Annotated in this window: 25 protein-coding genes; 1 reads left to right on the top strand and 24 read right to left on the bottom strand. The window is 30.4% G+C overall.

The window, feature by feature from the left end; translation table 11 throughout:
- Positions 1-94 precede the first annotated feature (94 nt).
- The 6 genes from B3N22_RS10150 to B3N22_RS10125 all read right to left on the bottom strand — a co-directional run bounded on the left by B3N22_RS10150 (position 95) and on the right by B3N22_RS10125 (position 3,322).
- Complete coding sequence (locus B3N22_RS10150) at positions 95-403, bottom strand: MGMT family protein (protein WP_286906782.1); 309 nt, start codon at positions 401-403, stop codon at positions 95-97.
- A 53-nt stretch (positions 404-456) separates the two neighbouring features.
- Positions 457-708 carry a kinase to dihydroxyacetone kinase gene (locus B3N22_RS10145; RefSeq protein ID WP_181602473.1) on the bottom strand — a complete coding sequence of 84 codons (252 nt, stop codon included), beginning with the start codon at positions 706-708 and terminating at the stop codon, positions 457-459.
- A gap of 62 nt (positions 709-770) precedes the next feature.
- On the bottom strand, positions 771-1,514 hold the full coding sequence (locus B3N22_RS10140) for an AAA family ATPase (protein ID WP_286906779.1): 744 nt from the start codon (positions 1,512-1,514) through the stop codon (positions 771-773).
- Between the two features lie 12 nt (positions 1,515-1,526).
- A complete protein-coding gene (locus B3N22_RS10135) occupies positions 1,527-1,754 on the bottom strand; it encodes a hypothetical protein (RefSeq protein WP_238902958.1) in 228 nt (75 codons plus the stop codon).
- 305 nt (positions 1,755-2,059) lie between these two features.
- A complete protein-coding gene (locus B3N22_RS10130; protein ID WP_286906778.1) occupies positions 2,060-2,956 on the bottom strand; it encodes a GNAT family N-acetyltransferase in 897 nt (298 codons plus the stop codon).
- A 102-nt stretch (positions 2,957-3,058) separates the two neighbouring features.
- Positions 3,059-3,322, bottom strand: coding sequence for a CD3324 family protein (locus B3N22_RS10125; RefSeq protein WP_286906777.1), 264 nt, complete (start codon positions 3,320-3,322; stop codon positions 3,059-3,061).
- Between the two features lie 450 nt (positions 3,323-3,772).
- Between B3N22_RS10125 and B3N22_RS10120 the strand changes: the two genes are divergently transcribed.
- Positions 3,773-3,934, top strand: a complete 162-nt coding sequence (locus B3N22_RS10120; RefSeq protein WP_238902961.1) for a hypothetical protein — start codon at positions 3,773-3,775, stop codon at positions 3,932-3,934.
- A gap of 300 nt (positions 3,935-4,234) precedes the next feature.
- On the opposite strand, the gene B3N22_RS10115 is transcribed toward B3N22_RS10120, so the two are convergent.
- The 18 genes from B3N22_RS10115 to B3N22_RS10030 form a co-directional block, all read right to left on the bottom strand.
- On the bottom strand, positions 4,235-6,493 hold the full coding sequence (locus tag B3N22_RS10115) for a glycoside hydrolase family 2 protein (protein WP_238902962.1): 2,259 nt from the start codon (positions 6,491-6,493) through the stop codon (positions 4,235-4,237).
- 73 nt (positions 6,494-6,566) lie between these two features.
- Entirely contained in the window at positions 6,567-7,844 is a 1,278-nt protein-coding gene (locus tag B3N22_RS10110; protein WP_286906774.1) for a PTS sugar transporter subunit IIC, read from the bottom strand.
- A 49-nt stretch (positions 7,845-7,893) separates the two neighbouring features.
- The gene (locus tag B3N22_RS10105; RefSeq protein ID WP_021803337.1) at positions 7,894-8,199 is read right to left on the bottom strand and encodes a PTS sugar transporter subunit IIB; all 306 of its coding nucleotides are present in this window, start codon (positions 8,197-8,199) and stop codon (positions 7,894-7,896) included.
- Between the two features lie 87 nt (positions 8,200-8,286).
- Positions 8,287-8,604, bottom strand: a complete 318-nt coding sequence (locus B3N22_RS10100) for a PTS sugar transporter subunit IIA (RefSeq protein ID WP_286906771.1) — start codon at positions 8,602-8,604, stop codon at positions 8,287-8,289.
- Between the two features lie 208 nt (positions 8,605-8,812).
- Positions 8,813-11,482, bottom strand: coding sequence for a sigma-54-dependent transcriptional regulator (locus B3N22_RS10095; RefSeq protein ID WP_238902966.1), 2,670 nt, complete (start codon positions 11,480-11,482; stop codon positions 8,813-8,815).
- A gap of 696 nt (positions 11,483-12,178) precedes the next feature.
- The gene (locus B3N22_RS23710) at positions 12,179-12,244 is read right to left on the bottom strand and encodes a hypothetical protein (protein ID WP_238902983.1); all 66 of its coding nucleotides are present in this window, start codon (positions 12,242-12,244) and stop codon (positions 12,179-12,181) included.
- A gap of 14 nt (positions 12,245-12,258) precedes the next feature.
- Entirely contained in the window at positions 12,259-12,327 is a 69-nt protein-coding gene (locus B3N22_RS23705) for a hypothetical protein (protein WP_286906883.1), read from the bottom strand.
- Between the two features lie 195 nt (positions 12,328-12,522).
- Positions 12,523-13,458: a 3-hydroxyacyl-CoA dehydrogenase family protein gene (locus B3N22_RS10080; RefSeq protein ID WP_238902967.1), complete on the bottom strand. Its 936-nt coding sequence runs from the start codon at positions 13,456-13,458 to the stop codon at positions 12,523-12,525.
- Between the two features lie 24 nt (positions 13,459-13,482).
- Entirely contained in the window at positions 13,483-14,319 is an 837-nt protein-coding gene (locus B3N22_RS10075; RefSeq protein WP_238902969.1) for a beta-keto acid cleavage family enzyme, read from the bottom strand.
- Between the two features lie 111 nt (positions 14,320-14,430).
- Complete coding sequence (locus B3N22_RS10070) at positions 14,431-15,366, bottom strand: cyclase family protein (RefSeq protein WP_073022395.1); 936 nt, start codon at positions 15,364-15,366, stop codon at positions 14,431-14,433.
- Between the two features lie 80 nt (positions 15,367-15,446).
- The gene (locus tag B3N22_RS10065) at positions 15,447-16,232 is read right to left on the bottom strand and encodes an SDR family NAD(P)-dependent oxidoreductase (RefSeq protein ID WP_073022396.1); all 786 of its coding nucleotides are present in this window, start codon (positions 16,230-16,232) and stop codon (positions 15,447-15,449) included.
- Positions 16,233-16,257: 25 nt separating this feature from the next.
- Positions 16,258-16,596 (bottom strand): cupin domain-containing protein, encoded by a 339-nt coding sequence (locus B3N22_RS10060; RefSeq protein ID WP_073022397.1) that lies wholly within the window; start codon positions 16,594-16,596, stop codon positions 16,258-16,260.
- 24 nt (positions 16,597-16,620) lie between these two features.
- Positions 16,621-17,280: a 3-oxoacid CoA-transferase subunit B gene (locus B3N22_RS10055; protein ID WP_073022398.1), complete on the bottom strand. Its 660-nt coding sequence runs from the start codon at positions 17,278-17,280 to the stop codon at positions 16,621-16,623.
- Positions 17,280-17,933 carry an acetate CoA-transferase subunit alpha gene (gene atoD / locus B3N22_RS10050; RefSeq protein ID WP_238902971.1) on the bottom strand — a complete coding sequence of 218 codons (654 nt, stop codon included), beginning with the start codon at positions 17,931-17,933 and terminating at the stop codon, positions 17,280-17,282. The genes B3N22_RS10055 and atoD overlap by 1 nt, the downstream gene beginning before the upstream one ends.
- Positions 17,934-18,270: 337 nt before the next feature.
- Positions 18,271-19,137 (bottom strand): hypothetical protein, encoded by an 867-nt coding sequence (locus B3N22_RS10045; RefSeq protein WP_238902972.1) that lies wholly within the window; start codon positions 19,135-19,137, stop codon positions 18,271-18,273.
- Between the two features lie 431 nt (positions 19,138-19,568).
- Positions 19,569-20,147, bottom strand: coding sequence for a DUF1097 domain-containing protein (locus B3N22_RS10040; protein WP_238902974.1), 579 nt, complete (start codon positions 20,145-20,147; stop codon positions 19,569-19,571).
- 474 nt (positions 20,148-20,621) lie between these two features.
- Positions 20,622-20,810 (bottom strand): hypothetical protein, encoded by a 189-nt coding sequence (locus B3N22_RS10035; RefSeq protein ID WP_286906765.1) that lies wholly within the window; start codon positions 20,808-20,810, stop codon positions 20,622-20,624.
- 4 nt (positions 20,811-20,814) lie between these two features.
- Positions 20,815-22,368: a sigma-54 interaction domain-containing protein gene (locus tag B3N22_RS10030; protein ID WP_238902978.1), complete on the bottom strand. Its 1,554-nt coding sequence runs from the start codon at positions 22,366-22,368 to the stop codon at positions 20,815-20,817.
- Positions 22,369-22,762: the final 394 nt, after the last annotated feature.

Below are 22,762 nucleotides of genomic sequence, written 5' to 3'. Positions count from 1 at the left end.
AAAAGCTGGACTTTGTTATTATATATAAAAGTATTCATTAAATAAATCATCATTTCATAGTTATTAAAAACACAATTTTTTTCTACATTCTATCCTAATAATCCCAATGATTTTTCTTCATGTCAACATGATTTTCATCTTTAAAGGACACACCCTCTTCTAGTAGCAAAAATCGTTGTTCCTGCCACCCTGGTGCCAACCTTCCAGCATGATTTACTACACGATGGCATGGATATCTACCATAAAATTCTGCCATACTTAGAACCTTACCTACAAGTCTTGCATTCTTATCTCTACCAATAAGCCTTGCAATTTGTCCATAGGTGGCTACTTTTCCTTCTGGAATTTCCTCTACAACAGAAAGTATTTCATAAATTAATTGTTCATCCATAATCTTTTTCATGTATTCTCCAAACTCTTATTTCTAAAGTAAATACATAAATATTTTAAAATTTCTTAACCTTGAAGCCCATTTGATTGTCTTTCCATGTTTTCTATAACAACATCATAAATTTCTCCTAAAGAGGAGCAATACTCAAGTACTTTCCATGGAATATTTGTGTGAAAATGAATTTTTATTAACTCTTCATCCCCAACTGCAAGTAAAGAATCTCCTTCAATATTCTTTGTTATATAGTCGTTTATTTCATCTTCTGAAAGGTTTTCCCCTTCAATTAATAACTGTGTATCAAATTTGTATTCTATCATAACTTATCTCCTTTTCTTTTTTAGAACTATTATATTATATAAAGCTAAATATTTATACTAATTTACTCAAACAAATAATGCATCATCTTTTCAGGATTCTCTAAAAACTTTCTTGTTATCATGTAATTATCGGTCTTTTTATATGGGGTTTTCATAATGCCATTATCATCAATAACAAATATATCTGCATCTGGATATGCCATCAATATAGGTGAATGAGTTGCTATAATAAACTGAGAATTTTTCTTCACAAGTTCATTAATAACGGTAAGCATAGACATCTGTTTTAATGGTGATAGTGCAGCCTCTGGTTCATCTAAAATATATAATCCATTTCCACCAAACCTGTTAGTCATGAGTGTAATAAAGCTTTCACCATGTGACATTTTATGTAATGAGGTTCCTCCATAGCTATCTATAATATGTGGGCCCCCGCCTTCTAAATCTAGCCTTTCTATTTCCGTAGCTACATTATAAAAACTTTCCGCTCTAAGAAAAAATCCATCCTTAGGCCGCTTCACACTTTTTACTACAGTAATATACTTATATAAATCAGAATGAGTTTCCATTGATGAAAAGTTGAAATTTTTAGTTCCTCCTTCTGCATTAAAGCCGCTATTAACTGCAATAGCTTCTAGTAACGTTGACTTTCCACTTCCATTTTCACCAACAAAAAAAGTTACATTACTTGATAAATCTAGGCTATCTAAATTACTAACTACAGGTAGGTTTTTAATATAGCTCTCTTCTTTATAAATTTCTTTCTTTAAACGGATTTCTTTTATAAACACATTATCCTTTATCATGTATGTATCACCTCATTGTTTCTTTTGCTTCTTATCTTTTGCTCTTGATAAAAGATATATATTGAATAGAACACCTAAAATACCAATAGTTATAAATGCAATACGAAATAAATCTTTGGTTTTCTGCCACATTATGAACCCAGTAATCACAGCAAATATTATTATAATCCATCCAATAAAAATTGATAAATTAATTAGTTTATTATTTAATGAGATCTTTCTATCAAATTTATTACTCATGTATACATCCACCCTTTTACTATTTTGATACTATAAGTTTTAAAAGATTATAGCATATTCATACAATTTTTATGTATTCAAAATTACTTATATAAGTCCTATTTTATTTGAAATCTTATAATTAAAGTAAATCATCTTTAGTTATTTTGAATTTTATTAATATTAAATATATAAGTGCATAATTAAATTGTACCATAATTTTCATAGCCTTATTAAATCTTGTAAATAAAAAGGGCTAATAAAACTAAGTGAAAAGTTTACTAACCCTTTGACAATAAGACTTAAATATTAATATCTTTTATTCTTTAATATAAATTTTTTCTCCAAATAGTCGAAGTTTTAAATGGACGTAATCCGATACTGTAGTAGAATTGCTGTGAAGATCCTACTATTGCAGTTTTGGCTCCTAATTCTCCTATACGTTTAATTCCTTCTAAAACTGCTGCTCTACCTAATCCCATCTTTCTATATTGTGGATCTGTTGCTACAGGTTCTATTACTGCATACCCAACCTTAGGATCATACCACATTCCACAGTAAGAAACAAAATTTCCATCTGGTGAAACTACAGCTATTTTAAGTTTTAAATCTACATTAGGTCGAATCATTTCTTCCTTTACTAATTGTTCTTCCTTGCTTGAATATTTTAATTCTCCTTCTCCATCAAGCTCATGGTTAAAGCCTTTCCAAAGTACACGTAGATACTGATAAGGATTATAAGTTTCTCTCATATCAGTAATATAAAATCCTTCTGGAAGCCTATAATCCATAACTGCGTTATCTAAGTAAAATATAGAGTCATTTTCCTTTTCTGGCGTAGCATAGAATCCAAGCTTTGATGCAACCTCCTGGAATCTTAAGTCATTATCTGAAATAACTACTCCAAATTCTCCTTTATTAGAAAGCTTGTCTTCAGAATAAACAAGCATCTCCATCTTTAAAAAATCATATTCAGGTAATGTCAAACAAAATGCTTTTCCTAACTGACAGTCAAAAGTTGCTATTCCTACAATATTATTTGACTCTTCCCATACTCCTATTTTACTTATAGCAGACCTATCCAAATAGCTGTGTGATATCATCCAATCCCATCTTGCGTAAGTAAATTCCGAATATCTAAGTCTTATCAAAAAATCTCTAATTTTATGATAATCATCTGTAATACCTGCTATATTGGTATAGCTTTTAAAACATATATTCATATAATATCACCTCTCATGAAACCATTATATGTTCATGACAGAGTTATAAATATTCCTACTTTATATATAATCATTCTTTCCCTAAAAATATAGATAAATCACTTAAGTTTTCTTATAAACTATTTTCCGTATTGTATCATAAGCTAATCCATATTTGTGAGATAGATCTTCTATACTAATGCCTAACTTATATTGCTTTTTAATCTCTTTATTTCTATTTTCAAAATAGATTTTTGAGCCATTCTTTTCACCCCAAGCTGAATGTTTCTCACTACTTGGTATATATAGAATTTTGCCTCTTATATGTCTTTGAATTTCCACCAATAAATGTTTTGGCAGTACTTCTGCTGCATTTATATATTTCATACTATCCACTCCTTGTCTACTTATCTATAAACAAAGTGCAGAGCTCAGCAGATAGTAAATCTTATACTCCCATACAGAAATAGTATTACTATACCTTACTCTGCATGGGATAAAGCTTGTCTTAAACCATTTCTCAATCTAATCATCATATACATCTAGGGCCACCTCCATCTAAATTTTTTATTTAATATATATTTAATTGTACCATATTTTTATAAAATTATAGTTATTTGTAAATAGAAGAGATACAGGATTTAGTTCCTATATCTTGATTACATACTTCATATATACTTTTTCCATTTTATTCTTATGTATATAATTACCCATTTATGGTATAATTCTAAAGTAATATTCTAAATTCCGTAGTAGGATGGCTACGGGGGTTTTGGACATTTTCTCTCCCTAGGACTATTGGTGCTATTCATCAATAGTTAGGGGGTGGTATTGGATATGCTTGAATTAATTATAAAGAGTGTTGTTACTGTTTATGTTATACGATTGATTTTGAAACATAACCTTTTTGTTCATTATCTAAAGATTTCAATAAAATTTATTGGTCTTGATATTGAAATTAAGAGCAAACAAAAAGATGCTCCATCCTCACAAGATTAGCATCCTTTTTGTTACTATATTCTGTTAAATCCAATAGCCCTAAAACAAAATAAATGTTCTAAGGATTAGCTTAGTGTTAGCGCACTAAGCTTCTCTTATTTATATTATATCAAATTTTTATAAAAAATAAACCTTTTAATTTTTATTTTCAAATTTCAAATCACATAAAATTACAAATTATGTTTAATAATTACTAAAAAAGATATAGGATTCAGCAGTAAAGTTAACTACCTATCCTATATATCTTATTATATTTCTTACCTTTACTACAAGAGTAAGTTCAATTCTCTGAAGCTTATCTTAATTTTTAGGTATAACATTTAGTTCCTTATTTATAACGCTTAGTAATTCCTTTGGTATATTGAATCTTGATCTCTTAGACATACTGTCTATAGTCATTAATCCTCTCATTGCACTCATTTGATCGCTTTCTGCAATATCTCCAAAGTATTTCTTAAATACAGCTTTTGCTTCTTCGTTTTTATATAATTCATCAAGTGTATCAAAAGTTGAATAATATCCTTCTTTAAGTGTCACTTCTTGAACATCCGTTAAGTCAAATTTTTGGAACCAGTTAGTTACATGGGTTGTTGTTTCTGGCTTTTTAAGGACATAACTTTCATCTGCTTCTTCAGTTCTGTTTAATATTATTTCATCAGTATAAGTATTATTTTCACTATCTATAGCTTCTACTTTTACTACATTCTTTCCTAATTCTAATTTAATATTAGAGAATTTCTTCATTGGCTCTTTGTCATTTAGTTCAGCTATAAATTTCTCATTTATATAAAGCTTGATATTCTCTACATTTGATAATACTACTATATCATTTAATTCTTCATGTCTATTTACAAATCTGCTTCCTGCTAGTTTTACAAACAGCTCTTTTGACCAGTAAGCCTTACATAAATAGAAGGCGTCCTTTTTAATCTTTCTATCTATAGTTACTAATCCTTTTTGATTTCTTCCTTTTTTGCCACCTTCATTTCTAATTTCACTACCGAAATCGAACATAGCCCATACATAACCACCTAAAATAAACTCTCTTTCATTAAAAGTTTTTAGAGCGTTATTTTGGAATAACAATTGATATTCTTCAGTATAGTCTTTTACTGTTGGGCTGTATGAATGAAGATCAGGGTTAGTATCTACCCCATACTCTGTAACCATAACAGGTATATTAGGTCTTACATTATGGAATTCATCTAATCTGATTGCTAGATCTTTCATCTCTTTATAATACCAGCCATAATATAGATTATATCCAACAAAATTTGTTATATCATTTAATGGACTTTCATTTGCTACAGAATGGATATTAGCTTGTGCAATAAATCTGCTTGAATCTAACTCTCTAGCTATAGTAGCAAGTTCTTTAACCATTTCATATATTTGTTCATTTTCTATAGCTATTGTAATTTCGTTTTGAACTCCCCAACAATATATAGAACTATGATTATATGCTTGCTTAATTAATCTTTCTAACTGGTCCTTAGCATTTTTGTTTTCTTTATCTGCTGTTGTTGGAACACTTATAAATGGTATCTCTGCCCATGCCAATATTCCTTCTCGATCACAAAGAGTGTAGAAATAATCATCATGTTGATAATGAGAAAGTCTTACGCTGTTTGCTCCTACTTCCTTAATTATTGACATGTCTAATTCCATATGTTCTTTAGTTAAAGCATTACCTATTCCATCAAAATCCTGATGTCTACTAACACCATTAAGTTTAATAGACTTACCATTTAAGAATACTCCTCTATCTGGAGTTATTTCTACTGTTCTAAAACCAATCTCTATAACTCTCTTATCATATGTTTGACCATCATAAACTAACTCAATTTGTGATTTATAAAGGTATGGATTTTCTATTCCTTGCCAAACAATAACATCATTTATTGTTTCTAATAATTCAAAGTTCTCTTCTTTAGAAACATTAACGTCAATTATCTTACTACATACTATTTGATTTTCTTTATTTATTAACTTAAAATCCACCTTTACTTCTTTTGTTTCAGATAATTCATTTATTATATTTCCGTTTATCTTTAATTCAAAGGTGTCTTCAGCTATACCCTTTTGAGTTAAATATATACCATCTCTACTATTATCCATTAGATCAAAGTGAAGACTTTCCCCAATTATTAAATTTACATCACGATATAGTCCACCATAAAATGAAAAGTCAGCCATTAGTGGATATACTGCATCATTACGGCTATTATCTACTTTAATTGAAATAGTGTTTTCCCCAGCTTTTAAGAAAGGAGTTAAAAACACTCTATACATAGAAAATCCACAACTGCTCTCTCCAGCAAGTTCACCATTTACATATACCTTAGATACAAGTGATGCTGCACCTATTTCTAAAAAAATAAACTTCTCTAACTCTTCCTCATTTATGTTTAAGCTTTTTTGATAACAACATTCTCCCTTAAACATCCCATTACCACTTTGTCCATCTATTCCATTAAAACAATGTGGTAATGTAACAGTCTCACTTACATTTTTATCTTTAATAAATAACCAGTTATCATTTATATTTATTGTTTTCAACGTGCTTCTCTCCTTTTCCTTCTAAAGATATTCAAGCCACCACTCATGCAAGTGGTGGCATATTTTTAATATATTAAGCTTCTGCTTTCATTTCTATCTCATGAGCTTCTTTGTCTGCCTTTTTAAAGAATGGATACCAAACAACCATTTGTAAAAGTACAAGTACTACTTGAAGTACAGCTATTTTCCAGCTACCTTCCATTAATCCTGTAAATATTATAGGCATTCCGCTCATTGGTGTCATACCTGCTACTCTTGGAACTAAACCTATAGCTGTTAAACTATAAGCTATAGTTAAACTTATAGCATTCATGAATAAGAATGGTACTGCAAATCTAACATTGAAAACCATTGGAGTACCGAAAACTAATGGTTCACTTATTCCAAAAAGAGATGGTACAGCAGATAATTTTCCTAATGTCTTATATTGTTTACTCTTAGCAAAGAATAACATAAGTAGAGCAAAACCTATTGCACTTGCAGACATAGTATAAGTACTTATAAAAGCACGTCCAGTTATATAAGGAAGTGGTTCTCCTGCCGCATAAGCTGCTAATTGAGCTGCGTCCATTGCTGTAAATATTGGAAGAACAACTGAGTAAATAACTAATGTTCCATGAATTCCAAACCACCATAATATTTGTGAGAATGTCCATAAAATTATTATAGATATGATATTTCCACCTACACCTTGTAATGGAGTTTGAACAAACGAATAAATGAATCCATGCATAGTTTTGAAAGGTGTTGCTGCAAAACCACCTGCAACAGCTAAGAATAAAGCAATAACTAAAAGGCCTGGTATTAAGCTGCTAAAACTGCTTGATACTACTGGAGGCACACTTGATGGCATTTTAATTGTCCAACCTGCTTGTTTAATATATACATATAATCTAGTTGCTACTATACTTATAATAATTGCAGAGAAAATTCCTTTTGCTCCTAACCATTCTACTGGTATAGAAGTTACATTAACTTCATTAACTTTATTTACTGCAGTTGGTGTAATTATAAAGAAACATACTGCTGATAATAACGATGCTATAATACTATCTTCTTTATATTGTTTTGCATAACTACCTGATATAGTAAGTACAAATACTACAGCTAAAAAATTTGTTGTAAATAATATACCTGTGTTTAGAAGTCCTGCAATTCCTGAACTAGCAAGAAAAGCTTTCCATGCTGGTATTGGTAAGTTTTGAAATAATGAAGCAAATGAACCGAATAATGTAACAGGTAATGCTATCATCATTCCTCCAGTTATTCCATTTGCTAATTTACTTTTTTGAACCTTGTTTAATACTGGCGCTACCTTTTTTGATATCGCCTTCGCATCAAAATTAGCCATTTATAAATCCCCCTTTAAAATATTATCATTAATAACCTTTTCATTTGTATTAATCAAGTAATGCAAGTGCATCCTTTAACACTTTTTCACCATTTAGAGTTCCATAGTCCATCATATCTATTACTGCAACTTTGATTCCTTTTGGTTCATATTGTTCTCTTATTTCATCTTCTAAGTAAGCTATTTGTGGTCCTAAAAGTAAAACTTCTGTAGGTTCATCGTATTCTTCAAATTTTGATTCTGACATAGCTATTACTTTTATATCAAGTCCTTGAGCTTTTGCACTTTCTTGCATCTTATTCATTAATATACTTGTAGACATTCCTGCTGCACAAATTAGGGTAATATATCTCATTATTCTTCCTCCTAAGATTCATTTTTATATTTTTTTATTAATTATTAAAACAAGCTTGCTTTTAATTATTATTAACTATTAGATTTACTATTTTCTAACTTCTTCATAAATATCAAGTACTTCTAGAGCTAAATCACGTATAGTAATTGCATTCATTAAATGATCTTGCGCATGTATCATAAGCAAATTTATCTGAAATTCCTCTCCTGCTGCTTCTCCTTGTATTAAACTAGTTTGGATGTTATGTGCCTTATTTAAGGCTTCATTTGCCTCTTTAATCTTTTCTCTAGCAGCTTGTAGATCACCTTTTTTTGCTATTTTAATAGCTCCCATTGCCTTACTTCTAGCATCCCCACTATTAACTATTAATTCCATAACTATTTGTTCTTTTGACAGTATTTCCATTGCTTCACCTTCTATTCAAGTTATTTATGTATCTTACACTTCTATATATAGCAATCCCCGTGCCAAGTTTAATTTTACTCTTTTTTTCAACAACTTCTTTTCTCACATCGCATTTTTACTAGATTTAAGAGAATATTAAAACTTTTTCAAATTTATATTAATGTGCTTTATTTTAAGCTAAAAAAATAAAGCACATCGATTATGTGCTTTATTTTCTACTTTTCATCCTAAACAAATTCATGAGATAACATATTTCATCTTCTGATATAGTAATTGTATATTTAGTATTAATTAAAGTACATTCACTTTTAATTAATCTATATAATTCTAGATTTTCCTTTATATACTCTTCTTTACCTATATACTCTTCTACTTTTCCATTATCAATTAACCTATCAACCATTACAGCCATATGAAGGGTTATTCCTATTAGAGCATTGGATGTTAGCTGTATCTCTAAAGCTTTAGTTACGTTTCTACAGAACCTTTTTATGTCATTAACAATGGTTCTGCCATCAATATTCTTTAACTGATGCTCTAAGGTTTCCTTCATCTTCATATACACTTTTTCTCTATCTATTAAATTTTGTATATCTTCTGAGGCCCTTCCCTCAATAATATCACTTAACTTAAATTGTATATAATCGGCATCTAATTCAAAAGGACTAACTATACATAGTATCTCATATTTATTTGATAGTTTTTTAAGTCTATCATAAATATTTTCTTTACCTATAAAGTTAAGTGGAATTATATCTAGTAACTCGTTTTCCAGTTTAAGATTTCTCTCTAAGATACTCTTCATGGTTTTAGCACTTCCTTCGCCAGTTGTGCAAATAGTAACTATACATAATCTCTTTTCTTCAGCTACTTCTGGTATGTAGTCTAATGAATTGTTATCATATAAATTATTAACTTCTAAAGTATCTCTGTATATTTCATCTAAAGAGTAGCCCATTATTGCTTTTCTAGTAGCTTCCATACAATGAAGCGTACTCACTAGAGGAATAGTTCTTGTTTTTATTTTTAAGCTTTTCTCTATCTCTCTACCAAAGTTTGCAAGTGAACCCATATCAACTAAAAACAATATGTCCGTATTAATATTATTTTGTCTTATATACTCTTTAACCTTTTCTAAGGTCATTTGAGGTTTCTCATCTATTGGAGCATTTATTCCCTTTGCATAGCTCACTCCCAAAAGTCCATTTACAGCGTCAGCTAAAGATGTAGCTGTTGTAGCACCATGGGATATGATTATTATATTTACATTACTATGAGAGTTTCTTATTTTCTCTTTATGATAAGTTAAAAACATAGTAATAAATCCAGCTTCATCTACAGGAATCTTAATATCTAAGGACTGCTCTAATATTTTTAAAACGTCTATAGCTACATTAAACTCTCTGTTATATTGCTTACGAATTCTATTTAACTCTAAGTTTTCAATCTTTTTATTTCTTCTTATTCTATCAATAGAATTATTAATGTGAACTGCTAACCCATAGTATATCTGCTCATTGAACTTTACATCTAACTCTTCTTCACAATAATTAATCACGTTTTCAATTACCTTCATAATATGAGGCTCTATAATGTTTTCTATATTTGTAGTACCTACTTTATAATTAAACTTATCAATATATTTGTTAAAGTAACCCTCTACATTTCTCTGTATTTCTTCCTCAAAGCCTCTGCCTTCTATTCCTCTAGCTTTAAGTTCTCTAGTTTTATTCTCTAACATTTCATATATATTTTCATCTGAATCAGTTTCTTCAAATATTATCTTCTCTTCGTTTTTATCAAATATATAATATCTTTTATTAATATCACTTAATTTATTCCAAAGCTGTCTATGCTCAACTTCCCTATATAATCCTTCTGCTATATAACCTGGTAAGTCTAAGCTACTTATACTTATTTCTTCTTTTTTCTTTGACAAGAAATCTGCATATGCCCTTGCACAAGCTAGTTGTATATCTGATTTCAACTGCCCTACATTATTCTTACAATCGTAAAATAAAAATGACTTTATTGAATTAACAGATACTTTTATGCTTTTTCCAAGTCTCCCTGACTCTTCAATCATAAACTGCTTTATAAGATTAAATCTTTCTTCTATCCCTCTATTTCTCAAAGCTGGTATTGTTATTACCATAGGAATTCTTCTTGTAAAAGTTTGAAGAAGAGTTGTGTTGGGGTCTTCTGTAGTCGCAGCTATTATAAGAACCTGTGCACTTCTTTCGCTTACAGTCTCTCCTAATCTTCTATACATTCCTCTGTCCATAAATGTAAAAAACATTTCTTGCCCTTCAGCTGGAAGTCTATGTACTTCGTCTAGAAATAATATTCCACCATCAGCCTGCTCTAAAAGTCCAGCCTTATCAAAATCAGCTCCTGTATATGCTCCTTTTTTTACCCCAAATATTTGTCCTAATAATAACTGTGGATTGTTTGCATAATCTGCGCAGTTAAAAATTATAAAAGGACTCTCTTTAGGTTTTACTTCCATCTCAATAGCATATTTATATATCAACCCTGCAAAGGTTGATTTTCCAACTCCAGTCTCTCCAAGCAATAATATATTCATTCCATTAGGTGGATATAATATTGCTGCTTTCGCCTGTTCCAGAGCTGTATATAAACTTGGATTTAATTCTGAAAATATATTTATCATAGATGTATCATTTACCGCTTTAAACAATGTAGGCTTTCCTTTAAACTTAACCGCTTTTCCTTCAGCAACTAATTTATTTAAATCATTACTTACATTTCCTCTAAGTAGATTTAATTCCTCTGCAACTTCTATCGCTGAAACTCCATCAGGTTTTGTTTCTGTTGATTCTATAAGTTTCTTAAGAATTAAATCAATTCTTTTCATTTAATAGTTCACCTCTCTGCATTAGGTTCTTTTAATAAGAATTTTAAATATATTTAGATTCTATCATATATATTTAACTTTATCTATTTTCACTTATTTAAAATATAAACGTTTATTATAAAATTACCTATTATTCAGAAGAGTATTGAACTTAATTTTTAATTAATTAAAAAACAGTCTCAAGTCCATATTTCTTTAGAACTTGAAACTGTTTTTTCTTTACTAATACTATATTCATTCCACTGCTCCAGCATTCCACTGTTTCACTTTTCCACTTTGCCGCTGTTCTTATGTTTCACTTTTCCGATGCTCCGCTGTTCCTGCGCTTTTGCATAAAAACTCTTCACTGTTCCAAATCTCCTGCATACCGCTGATTTATTTGTTTTTTATCTGTATAATCTTTTAATTTTTTAAAATTCTTACTATAAAAAACTAGAGCCCAGCAAGTTAATGCTAAGCTCCTTTTTATATAGAATGATATATTTTAAATATTGGGGGTCAATATCTAAATTAGAAAAATGTTTTCTTTCTTTTATCTCATTGTTATATATCCACGATATTGTGAGAAATTATCACTTTCAGCTATATCTGTTAGAATAAGCTAGATATTTCAAACTTAGGTTTCAAGTATGAGAACTCATCATATTGTTCCCATGATGAGTTCTTAGCATCACCGCCCTCAACATTATCTACTTCCTATCCTTCAAGAACTGCAATCTTATTGTCATCTGGTATAGCTCCTTGCCACTTTAATACATCCATTTGGAAGTATTCAGTTAATGCTTTATTTTTTTTATTTCAGCAGACATTGAATTAATTAACCGATAATGTTCAGTTAATTGCATTCTACATGTTCCAAATCTATATTCCTCTTAAACTCATACAATAATCAGGTTGTATACTTTTTTTTATCTCTCTTACAAGATAAAGCAAGTTATATGACAAATCAATTTAGCTTTTCTAAAGTTACCCAAGCCCTATATTCCTCGATTTCTAAGAACTAATTCCTAAGATTTTCACGAACAAAATGCATTTTTGCATTATTTTTTGTATAATGTTTTAATTAAATAAGTTCTAAGCTCTTCGTTTGACTTCTCTATTTGTTCTGGAGTCCAGTTTTGAAAGCCTGTTCCGCTCTTGAAGCCTAATTCTCCTTTTTCAACCTTTTCTCTTAATATAGGAGAAGGTTCAGTAGAGTTTTCTAAATGCTTCAATATATAATCATGAATAGATAAAGTTAAATCTGTCCCTACCATATCAGCATTTTCCATAGGTCCTAACTTTGGAAGCCTTAGCCCAAAACTATATTTAATTGCTTCGTCAACAGTTTGAGCATCAGCTATTCCTCTTTCTACAATAGATATAGCTTCTCTCCAAAGTGCATGTTGAAGTCTATTCGCTACAAAGCCTGGAACATCCATGTTTACTCTTATTGGTTTTTTATTTACCTTCTTAAGTAATTCCATAGTGTCATCCATAACTTCTTCTGAAGTATAATCAGATTTAACTACTTCAACTAGAGGTATTAGGTATGGAGGATTCCAGAAATGAGTTCCTACAATCCTTGATTTATCTTTAACTTTTTGCGATATTTCAGTAATACTCATTACAGATGTATTAGTTGCAAATATTACACTTTCTTTGCATAATGGCTCTAAACGCATAAATAGGTCTTGTTTTAGTTCCATTTTTTCTGGTATACATTCTATAATAAAATCAGCATCCTTAACTGCTTCCTTTAAGTCCTCTGTTAAAGTTATTCTATCTAATGTAGCGTTAACTTCTTCTTGAGTAAAAACACCGTTTTCTTTTAACACTTGAAGGTTTGTCCTTATCTTATACATACATTCAAGTTCAAATTTTTCTCTAATAAATATAGTTACCTTTAAATCTTCACAGCCAGCAAATACTTGAGCTATTCCGCTTCCCATCATGCCCGGTCCAAATACTGTAATGTTTTTAATTTTATTGTTCACGAAATTAATCCTCCTACATTCTATTTAGCAATTTTTAAGCCCTAATATTTTTCTTGCCTCAGCTGGAGTTGCTATTTCTTTACCCATTTCAATTACAGTTCTCTTTGTTCTTTCAACAAATTCTACGTTAGATTTAGCTAGCTGTCCTTTTTTATAGAATATATTATCTTCCATTCCTACTCTTAAGTTTCCCCCTAATGCTAATGTTGCATATAATATAGGAAGGTGTTGCTTGCCTATTCCTATAGCTCCCCAAGTTGCATCCGCAGGAATCAGATTCTTAAGATATACCAGGTTTTCTACAGTTGCTGCCATTCCTCCAGGTACCCCTAATACAAATTGGAAATGAAGCGGTCCTTTTAAGACTCCTTTTTTATAATAATGTAATGCATTATAAACCATTCCTGCATCGAATATTTCTATTTCAGGTTTTACATTATTTTCTTGCATAGCAATACCTAACTTTTCTAAGAATTGTGGACTATTTTCAAACACTGTTGAATGCTGCCAGTTCATACTTCCACAGTCATAAGATGCTATTTCAGGTTTTAATTCTATGAAAGGCTTCATTCTTACATCATCATCAAGACCTATTCCACCTGAAGTAGTTAAGTTTATTACTATATCGCATTTTTCTCTTACAAGCTTTACTGTCTTTTCGAATTTTTCAAAGCTCATAGATGCCTTATCTTCATCATCTCTAACATGGATATGAGCAACAGAAGCTCCTGCTTTATAGCATTGATAAATCTCCTCTGCTATTTCTTCAGGTTGTAGCGGTACATATGGTGTCTCTTTTTTTGTAGGCCAAGCTCCTGTAGTTGCTACTGTCAATATAACTTTCTCTTCTGAATTTCCCATAATTAATTTCCTCTTTTCCTTAATTTTAATTTTGAGGATACTCTATAAGAGCATCCTCAAAAATTAATTCTTATTTATATTTGTGTGCTTTCAGACCTTATTAATTTAGGGCTAAAATCCACCGTATGTGTAAGTTCTTTCTGGAACATCATTTACTTGATCTTCATCTATTTCAGCGACGCAACGAACCATAGAACCGTCTCCCATGTACCATCTGATTGGGAAGCAGAAGAATCTGAAGCGTTTTCCAGATACCTTATCTAAATTTCCACCAAGGTTTTCAACACCAACAATACCATGTCCTAACATTTGTTTATGACAAGGTTCCCATGTTCCCCAGCATCCGATTTCTTCTAAATCACCGAACTTTTCATCATACGCTTCTTTTCCATGAATTCTAATGTATTCATCTTTATCAAATTCAGCATATGCTTCTTCACCAAATTTTTCTTTGTATTCTTCTGTTATTGGTCTTCCTGAGGCACCTAGTAAGTTTAATTTAGTAGCTCCATTATTACCCATAGCTGTATGAAGTGGATGATCAAGAGCTTGCATATCCATAGCTACACATTTAACTTTATGTTTTACAAACCATTTTCCTGCTTCAACGCCTGTACCACATGAGTAATGATAGTACTCTTTTGAATCATCAAATTTACGATGCATTCCTGTATTTAAACAGATAACCATTCCTTCTAATTCTTCTGGTTTGATATTTGCACGTCTACATGCATCTTCAAGATGTTCTGGCCCAATTAATCCCCAAGGTTCAATATTTATTTCAAGACAAACTGCATCACCTGTATATGCATCAACTGGCATTTCATGAGTATAACGAGCTCTTCTTCCATCAAATTCTTTTTCCATAACATGACGTGGTGCATCACAGTGTGTTCCAGTGTGTTGTACGCAATCAATTCTTTGTGTAAGAACTCCACCTTTTGCTAAACTGTGCATAGAATCAATTACTGGTTTTACAAAATAAGGCCAACGTGGAATATCAGCACTGAATGGGTGTGTTAAATCTACAAATACTTTTTTTGTCATTTTCATTTCCTCCTAAAATTGCGAATTATTTACCTGATTATATCAACTAGTATTCTTAAAACATTCCTAATTAAGTTAGATTAGTTAGCCCAGTACCCACCTTCTGCAGCTACATTAGCTCCAGTCATGAAGTCACTTGCACTTGATGCTAGGAATATACATGGTCCTACAAAATCTTCTGGTTCTCCAAGACGACCTACAGGAAGTCTTCTTAAGAAGTTTTTATAGACAGCACTTTCTGGATCAAACATCCACTCCGTTAAATCTGAACGGAATACTGTTGGGTTTATTGTATTAACATTAATTTTATGTTTAGCTGTCCACTCGCAAGCTAGGGATTGAGCCATAAGATCTATTCCTGCTTTTGCTGTACAGTATCCTGTATATCCAGACATACCCATCTTAGAACGTGCAGAAGATACCATTATAACCTTACCGCCTTTTCCCTGTTCTATCATTTGTTGTCCAACATATTTACAGAATAACCATGTTCCTTGTACATCGGAATCCATGATTTTTTTCCATTCACTTAACTCTTGTTCTACTATTGGTTGCGGATTATTGTATCCTGCTGCTGTTACTAATACATTGATTTCTCCAAATCTTTTAACAACATCATCAACCACTTTAATTACATCTGCTTCTATAGCTGGATCTCCTGTTGAATATCCACAGACAATTCCTTGAGCTTCTAATTCATCACATAAAGCTTTACATTTTGCATCACTACGTCCAGTAACAAAAACCTTCATTCCTGCAAGTCCATATCCAAAAGCAACTGCTTTTCCTAATGCTCCAGTAGCTCCAGTTATAACAGCAACTTTACCTGTAACATCAAATAACTTATTTACAAATTGTGAATCCATTACTATTCTCCTTCTCGATTATGCCTTAATAATTTACTACTACTAACATAGTTGCAGGCATATTAGTTTCATTGATAATTGATCTACCTTCATTAGGAGCTATAAATATTGAATCATATTTATTTAGTACATATTCTTCAGTCTTAGTTTTTATTGTTACTTGTCCATCTAAGACAACATAGATTTTTTCTGTAGGAGAGTCTTCATAAGCGTACTCTGCACCACCACCTGGAAGAAAATGTGTTACTCCCATCCAAAATTCTTTTGCTCCAGTTTCTTCAGTACCATGTAATTTTAAAGTTGAGCAGTCAAAATGTAATGGAGCCTTATATGGTTTAACCTCGTTAAATTTAACTTGTTTCATTTCTTCACCTCCTCTCAATATCCCTTAAATATCTATAGTCTTTAAATTTTCAGCTATTATTAAATTAGCTTCAGTAGCATTTATTACCTCTTCCACTGTTAAGTCTGGAGCAATCTCCTTTAAAAAAAGCCCTTCTGGAGTTACTTCCATAACAGCCATTTCAGTAACAATTAGATTTACTTTACCTACAGCTGTAAGTGGAAGTCTGCATTCTTTAAGTATTTTGGTTTCACCTTTAGCAGTATGCATCATGGCAATTATTACTTTTTTTGCACCACTCACTAAATCCATAGCTCCGCCCATACCTGGAACCATCTTTCCTGGTATCATGTAGTTTGCTAAGTTTCCTTTTTCATCTACCTCTAAGGAACCTAAAACGGTAACGTCTACATGTCCACCACGAATTATTCCAAAAGATGTAGAACTGTCAAAAAAAGCTGCTCCACTATTTATAGTTACATATTGTGCTCCTGCATTTACTATGTCTTTATCTTCTTTACCTTCTTCTGGCACACTTCCTAACCCAACAAAACCATTTTCAGATTGGAAAGTTACATTTATATCTTCTGGTAAATAATTTGCTACCATTGTTGGAAGTCCTATTCCTAAATTAACTACATCTCCATCTTTAAGTTCTTTTGCTATTCTTCTTGCAATAAACTCTTTAGCATTTTTAGGATTCATTACGCTTCACCTCCAACAATATAATCAACAAATATCCCTGGGGTCATAACATGATTAGGATCAAGTTCCCCAACTTCCACAATTCTTTCAGCACCTACTATTACATTGTCTGCTGCTGTTGCCATTAGTGGATTAAAGTTTCTTGTTGAAGCGTTATAAAATACATTACCTTGCTTGTCTACAATTGAACCTCCCAATATTGCTAAATCTGCTCTTAATGGGAGTTCTAGAAGATATTCTTTATCTTGGGCCTTAATTTTCTGTTTGCCTTCCTCTACAATTGTACCTATACCTGTTTCAGTTAAAAATCCACCTATTCCAGCTCCACCACATCTAATTTGTTCTACTAATGTTCCTTGAGGTACAAGCTCAACAATAAGTTCTCCACTATTCATTTGCTTTCCTGCCTCTGGATTTAATCCTATATGAGATGCGATAACCTTTTTAACTTGCTTATTAACAACTAATTTACCTACTCCTCTGTCTGGAAATCCAGTATCATTAGCTATAATAGTTAAGTTTTTCACATTTTTCTTTACTATTGCATCAATAATAAACTCAGGAGTACCTACCCCCATGAATCCGCCTACCATAATGGTCATATCATCTTTGATGTATTCCATTACCTCATCAATACTTTTTATCTTGTTCATAAGTCACCTACTTCTAATCATGTATCTTTCAACACTTATACTTATAGCAATTAGTATGCCAAACCTCTGAAAAATCTCTATACTCTTTTCCTCTTACAACTTAAATCACTATGAGCCCTTATTTTATGGGCTTTTGTATTTTTATAGTTAAGTTGTTTTTTTTAATTTCTTCTGATTTATATTTGAAAACCTTTTTCAATTACTTATAGATTTAATTCACTTTTGTATCAATCTTTAAAAACTAAGTGTTAGTATAGATTTAATAACAGTTTTGTCTCTAATACATTTTTGTATCACTTCAATTTATTAATGTATCGTTTACTTAATCTTGATTCTTTTAATTATCAGACATAACTACAATTTCTGAGCATACTTTTAATCCAAATTTACTTAAATCTTCATAGGTATATTTTATATTTAATAGGTTTTCAGTAATTATGGAATCTTCCTCTTCGCATAACATCATAAATTTGAATCTTTTATCTTCAAAAATTCCTTTACCAACCTCATATACTATATCCCTTAAAGTTACTCCAAAAGGTATTTCATATACTCCTGGTTCATTTACATCTCCTAATATATTTATAAGCTTAGTTCCTATGCTTTCTTTTGTTCCATTTTCTAAATAAGTGTATAAATCTGATGAAAATATAGTAGGAAGTACTGCTAGGGTTTCTATATTATTCACGCATATATTATGATTTTCTTTTCTTTGTAGCGTTTTCTCATCCAGTTTTTCATATAATACCTTTATCTTAAATTCCTCCCCTAAAAGCCCTTCTCTAAATAATTCATTTATATATTTTTCAATCTTACTATTAATATCTGGATAAGTTTTACCAAGATAAATACATCCTTCAGAAGCTCCTATAATATTCCCTGCTATAATCATTCCTTCTAGTACTCTAAAAGAGTCCTTCTTTAATAGAGTTAAATCTCTTAAACTCTTTTCATCTATACTGAAAGCAATTACTTTTTCTGTATTTTCTTCATTTACTAACTCCCTAAACTTTTTAGCGATATTATTAGCAGAGCTATTTCTTTCTCTAAGTCCAGCTTTATCTATAACCTCAATTATGTTGTCTTTACTCATAGTTCTTATTAGCTTAAGTGAATTAAAGCCTCCTGAATCTACATATTCTTCTAATGATTCTATGTCTTCATCTTCAAAATTCTTAGATATAAGTTTAATATTTTTCTCCATTTATTTTCTCCTTAAAATCATCTTCTAACTTTTACATTTACTTTTATAGCAATTATTGTACCAATTATTTTTTAGGTATTTGCTTCTTTATAAAAGCATTGATAATTCTTATTTCTATTAGGTTTTCTATAGTTTAATTGATTTTGTATATAGGAGGTTTTCAATTCATATTGGTATTAATATTTAACTTTATTAATGTAATAGATATATTTCTGCTTTTCTTTCCGATACAGTTATGTATTAATTCAATGTATTAACGTATTAGAGACATAGAGAAAAGGTATCACAAAGATGATCAAAAAATCACTTTGTAATACCTTTTCTTTAATTATATGTTCATTCTTATACTATTCTGCATACTCTCTGTATTGCTCTTCGTTTTTCAATACTCTAAGAGTTCCTAGTGCAAGAGATTCCATTCTCAATAATTTTTAAATATCTTCTGCCTTATCCCTAATTTCATTTTCATTTCCGTATACATACTTAGGCCAGTCTTTACCTAAAATTATAGTGCATAAAAATCCTCCACCTAAAACTAATATACTTGTCATTATAATTCCATAAATAAAGAACCCGAATAAGTGTAATGGTGTTATTGCTGCTGCATTAGCTGGTTGTATAGAAAACATAAAAAATGTTTCAGCTAAGCCTAGAAATAAAGCTGGTATACATCCTAAAATCGTATCTCTTAATAGATTTTCATGAACTGTTAATATACTAAATATTATGACCATAGTAAGAAGTATCCCAGAAACCCAACTTGGAAAACCTGATAATGCTCCCATTAAGATACCATTAAGCATTGCCCAAAGAATACCTACTCCAAAACATATGATCATCGATGGTATCTTCTTAAAGTCTGCTCCTAATGCAAAGAATAGAAGTAGTACGATAAACAGCATCCAACTATAATTTTGAAACCCTAGCATTCCCATAGGCTGCATTAATAATGTCAGTATAACTGCTCCAAAAGCAGCTTGAATTAATAAGGCTTTTCTTTTTGTAGACATATGATTCTCCCCTTTTTTTAATAATATTAAGCTTACTATCTAGTAGTCTTTTTCTTACAGCGGAATTATTCTCCTTTCTTTCCAAAAACATATTAGTATTACGGACATAATACTAATATGCAAAACATATGCCACATTGATATTTTTTTAACTTTAATAACAGCTTTAATTCCATCAAAATACTGAAAAACCTTATATTTGGTAACTAATATTTTTTATTATTACAGATATATTTCAACTCTATCATATATATTTTTGTAAACGTTATTGTAACATTTGCTTTATATAATAATTTTCTTAATTAATACTTATTAACCAATTATCAAAACTCTTTATTTTAGCCATCTTTAACTAATGTATTTTTGTATTATGGTAATGTTTTTTTTCATCACTCTTCCAGAAATTAAAAAGAAGCAGTCTCAAAAATACTACTTCTTTTTTGTAAGAATTCATCTTACTTAATATATTTATATCTTAAGTCTTTTCCCATTGATATATAAGATATCCCATAACCTCTTCTGCATTCATGCTTTCATTTCCATATTCAAATCCTACTAAATTATCCTTTTCTTTTTTAGATATTCCAATTATATATAGTATATCTTGCAATATATAACACAAATTTATTACTATAAGTAACATCAAAAAAGTGAATCTAATCAATATATTAATTCTCTATATAATCTTGTCCTAATCTTATTCCCAAAGCTTTTGCCTTTCTAAAAACAGTTGGTTGAGCTACTCCTAATATTTTTGCAGCTTTATACGTACTTCCATGATTTCTTAACGCCTGCTCTATCATCTGTCTTTCTAATGTTTCTACAGCTTCCTTTAAAGTCAAATCTTCATTATTCTTTTTGTAATTTATCTTATCTTTTCCTAGAACGTTTACTACATTATCATAGTTTATATATGAGCTATCATCGATAACAATAAGTCTTTCTATTATGTTTTGAAGTTCTCTTACATTACCTGGCCAATCATAATACTCTAAACCTTCTATAGCCATAGAGTCAATCTTTTTCTGTTTACTGTATTTTGTATTAAACTTGTCTACAAATGCATTAATCAAAAGTTTTATATCACTTTTTCTTTCTCTTAATGGAGGTATTTTTATAGGTAAAACATTTAGTCTATAAAACAAATCCTCTCTAAATTTCCCTTGTCTTATTAGTTCTTCTAAATTACAGTTAGTGGAAGCAATAACTCTTACATCTAGTTTTATGCTCTTTGTTCCACCTACTCTAGTTAATTCCTTTTCCTGAAGAACTCTTAATAATTTTGATTGTAAGCTCATAGGCATTTCCCCTATTTCATCTAAAAGCAAAGTTCCACCATTTGCAATTTCAAACATACCAAGTTTTTCCTTATTTAAAGCTCCTGTAAATGATCCTTTTTCGTACCCAAACAGTTCTGATTCAATTAAACTTTCTGGAATAGCAGCACAATTTACTTTAATATATGGGTTATCTTTTCTATCACTCTTTTCATGTATCTCTTTAGCTATTATCTCTTTTCCACAGCCTGTCTCACCTGTTATTAATATCGTAGCTTCTGTTTTTGCTACATAACTAATGAGTTCTTTTATTTCTCTTATTTTTACACTTTCTCCTATAAAGCTTTTATTTTTAATAAACTTGCTTCTATAGTAATTTAATTCATTAAGATACTTTTCATTTTTCTTTTCAGCCATCTCTATTTCATCTTTTAACTTTAATAACTCTGTTAAATCTCTCATTACAGTTAATACTTGAATAACTTCTCCATTCTCATCGAATATTGGATTTCCAGTTATAAGTACCTTGTTATTGTTATTTACAGTAGCTAGAGATGTTATTTTCTTTTTTTGTTCAATAACAAGCAAAGAAATTGAATTATCAAAATACCCTTCAATAACTACACTTTCTACACTTTTACCCACTAATTCCTCTTCTCTTATTCCAGTTATCTCTGTGTAGCCTTTATTAACTGCTATGACTATTCCTTTGTTATCAACTATACATATACCATCCGATACAGCATCACCTATAGAAAAGGCATCTAACTCTCTCTCTTTATACGTTTTCAAAATCTCTAACTCTTCTTTTTGCTTTAGTACTATTTCTTTGTAACTCTCAATTATCTTTAATGTATCTTCATCAACTTGTAGAGTTTCTTTTTCTTCTAAATTTGTAATCTTACTGTTTAAATCCTTTTCAATTTCAAATGTTCTTTTGGGCATTTATTTCCTCCTCAAATCCTAATATTTTATCTTATAACACCGAGCATATAATACAATTATGTATCAGCAATTTTGATACCAATTAATATATATTTATAAATATCCGCTTAAGCCTTGAATCTTCTTACCTTAAGCCTATTACTCATATTTATATATCTTCTTAGGAGACCCTACAAATAATTCATATATGTATTATTATAATATAGAATCTTGATTTCACACAAATATTTTAATACAAAAATGTATTGTCTTTAATTCATTTCTGTATTAATACATCTCAAAATTCTCCGACATTCAATTCTTTAATATTATAAGTTGCACTACTGCCCTGTAGAGGCTTCTTATCTAGCCTCATTAGATTCCTTTTTTCTTAACTTTTTAACTTTTTAACTTT

The sequence above is a fragment of the Clostridium sp. UBA1652 genome, from assembly GCF_002320975.1.
GTDB lineage: Bacteria > Bacillota > Clostridia > Clostridiales > Clostridiaceae > Clostridium_T > Clostridium_T intestinale.
Note: the sequence above shows the minus strand (reverse complement) of the source record. Positions and strands in the feature narration are given on the sequence as shown.

What these genes read in the sequence shown, in the direction of transcription:
- B3N22_RS10135 (WP_238902958.1), bottom strand. Translation starts at nt 1,754, where the DNA reads ATGAGTAATAAATTTGATAGAAAGATCTCATTAAATAATAAACTAATT.
- B3N22_RS10140 (WP_286906779.1), bottom strand. Translation starts at nt 1,514, where the DNA reads ATGATAAAGGATAATGTGTTTATAAAAGAAATCCGTTTAAAGAAAGAA.
- B3N22_RS10125 (WP_286906777.1), bottom strand. Translation starts at nt 3,322, where the DNA reads ATGAAATATATAAATGCAGCAGAAGTACTGCCAAAACATTTATTGGTG.
- B3N22_RS10095 (WP_238902966.1), bottom strand. Translation starts at nt 11,482, where the DNA reads ATGAAAAGAATTGATTTAATTCTTAAGAAACTTATAGAATCAACAGAA.
- B3N22_RS10040 (WP_238902974.1), bottom strand. Translation starts at nt 20,147, where the DNA reads ATGTCTACAAAAAGAAAAGCCTTATTAATTCAAGCTGCTTTTGGAGCA.
- atoD (WP_238902971.1), bottom strand. Translation starts at nt 17,933, where the DNA reads ATGAACAAGATAAAAAGTATTGATGAGGTAATGGAATACATCAAAGAT.
- B3N22_RS10060 (WP_073022397.1), bottom strand. Translation starts at nt 16,596, where the DNA reads ATGAAACAAGTTAAATTTAACGAGGTTAAACCATATAAGGCTCCATTA.
- B3N22_RS10070 (WP_073022395.1), bottom strand. Translation starts at nt 15,366, where the DNA reads ATGACAAAAAAAGTATTTGTAGATTTAACACACCCATTCAGTGCTGAT.
- B3N22_RS10150 (WP_286906782.1), bottom strand. Translation starts at nt 403, where the DNA reads ATGAAAAAGATTATGGATGAACAATTAATTTATGAAATACTTTCTGTT.
- B3N22_RS10110 (WP_286906774.1), bottom strand. Translation starts at nt 7,844, where the DNA reads ATGGCTAATTTTGATGCGAAGGCGATATCAAAAAAGGTAGCGCCAGTA.
- B3N22_RS10045 (WP_238902972.1), bottom strand. Translation starts at nt 19,137, where the DNA reads ATGGAGAAAAATATTAAACTTATATCTAAGAATTTTGAAGATGAAGAC.
- B3N22_RS10065 (WP_073022396.1), bottom strand. Translation starts at nt 16,232, where the DNA reads ATGGATTCACAATTTGTAAATAAGTTATTTGATGTTACAGGTAAAGTT.
- B3N22_RS10030 (WP_238902978.1), bottom strand. Translation starts at nt 22,368, where the DNA reads ATGCCCAAAAGAACATTTGAAATTGAAAAGGATTTAAACAGTAAGATT.
- B3N22_RS10100 (WP_286906771.1), bottom strand. Translation starts at nt 8,604, where the DNA reads ATGGAAATACTGTCAAAAGAACAAATAGTTATGGAATTAATAGTTAAT.
- B3N22_RS10075 (WP_238902969.1), bottom strand. Translation starts at nt 14,319, where the DNA reads ATGGGAAATTCAGAAGAGAAAGTTATATTGACAGTAGCAACTACAGGA.
- B3N22_RS10120 (WP_238902961.1), top strand. Translation starts at nt 3,773, where the DNA reads ATGCTTGAATTAATTATAAAGAGTGTTGTTACTGTTTATGTTATACGA.
- B3N22_RS10130 (WP_286906778.1), bottom strand. Translation starts at nt 2,956, where the DNA reads ATGAATATATGTTTTAAAAGCTATACCAATATAGCAGGTATTACAGAT.
- B3N22_RS10145 (WP_181602473.1), bottom strand. Translation starts at nt 708, where the DNA reads ATGATAGAATACAAATTTGATACACAGTTATTAATTGAAGGGGAAAAC.
- B3N22_RS10105 (WP_021803337.1), bottom strand. Translation starts at nt 8,199, where the DNA reads ATGAGATATATTACCCTAATTTGTGCAGCAGGAATGTCTACAAGTATA.
- B3N22_RS10055 (WP_073022398.1), bottom strand. Translation starts at nt 17,280, where the DNA reads ATGAATCCTAAAAATGCTAAAGAGTTTATTGCAAGAAGAATAGCAAAA.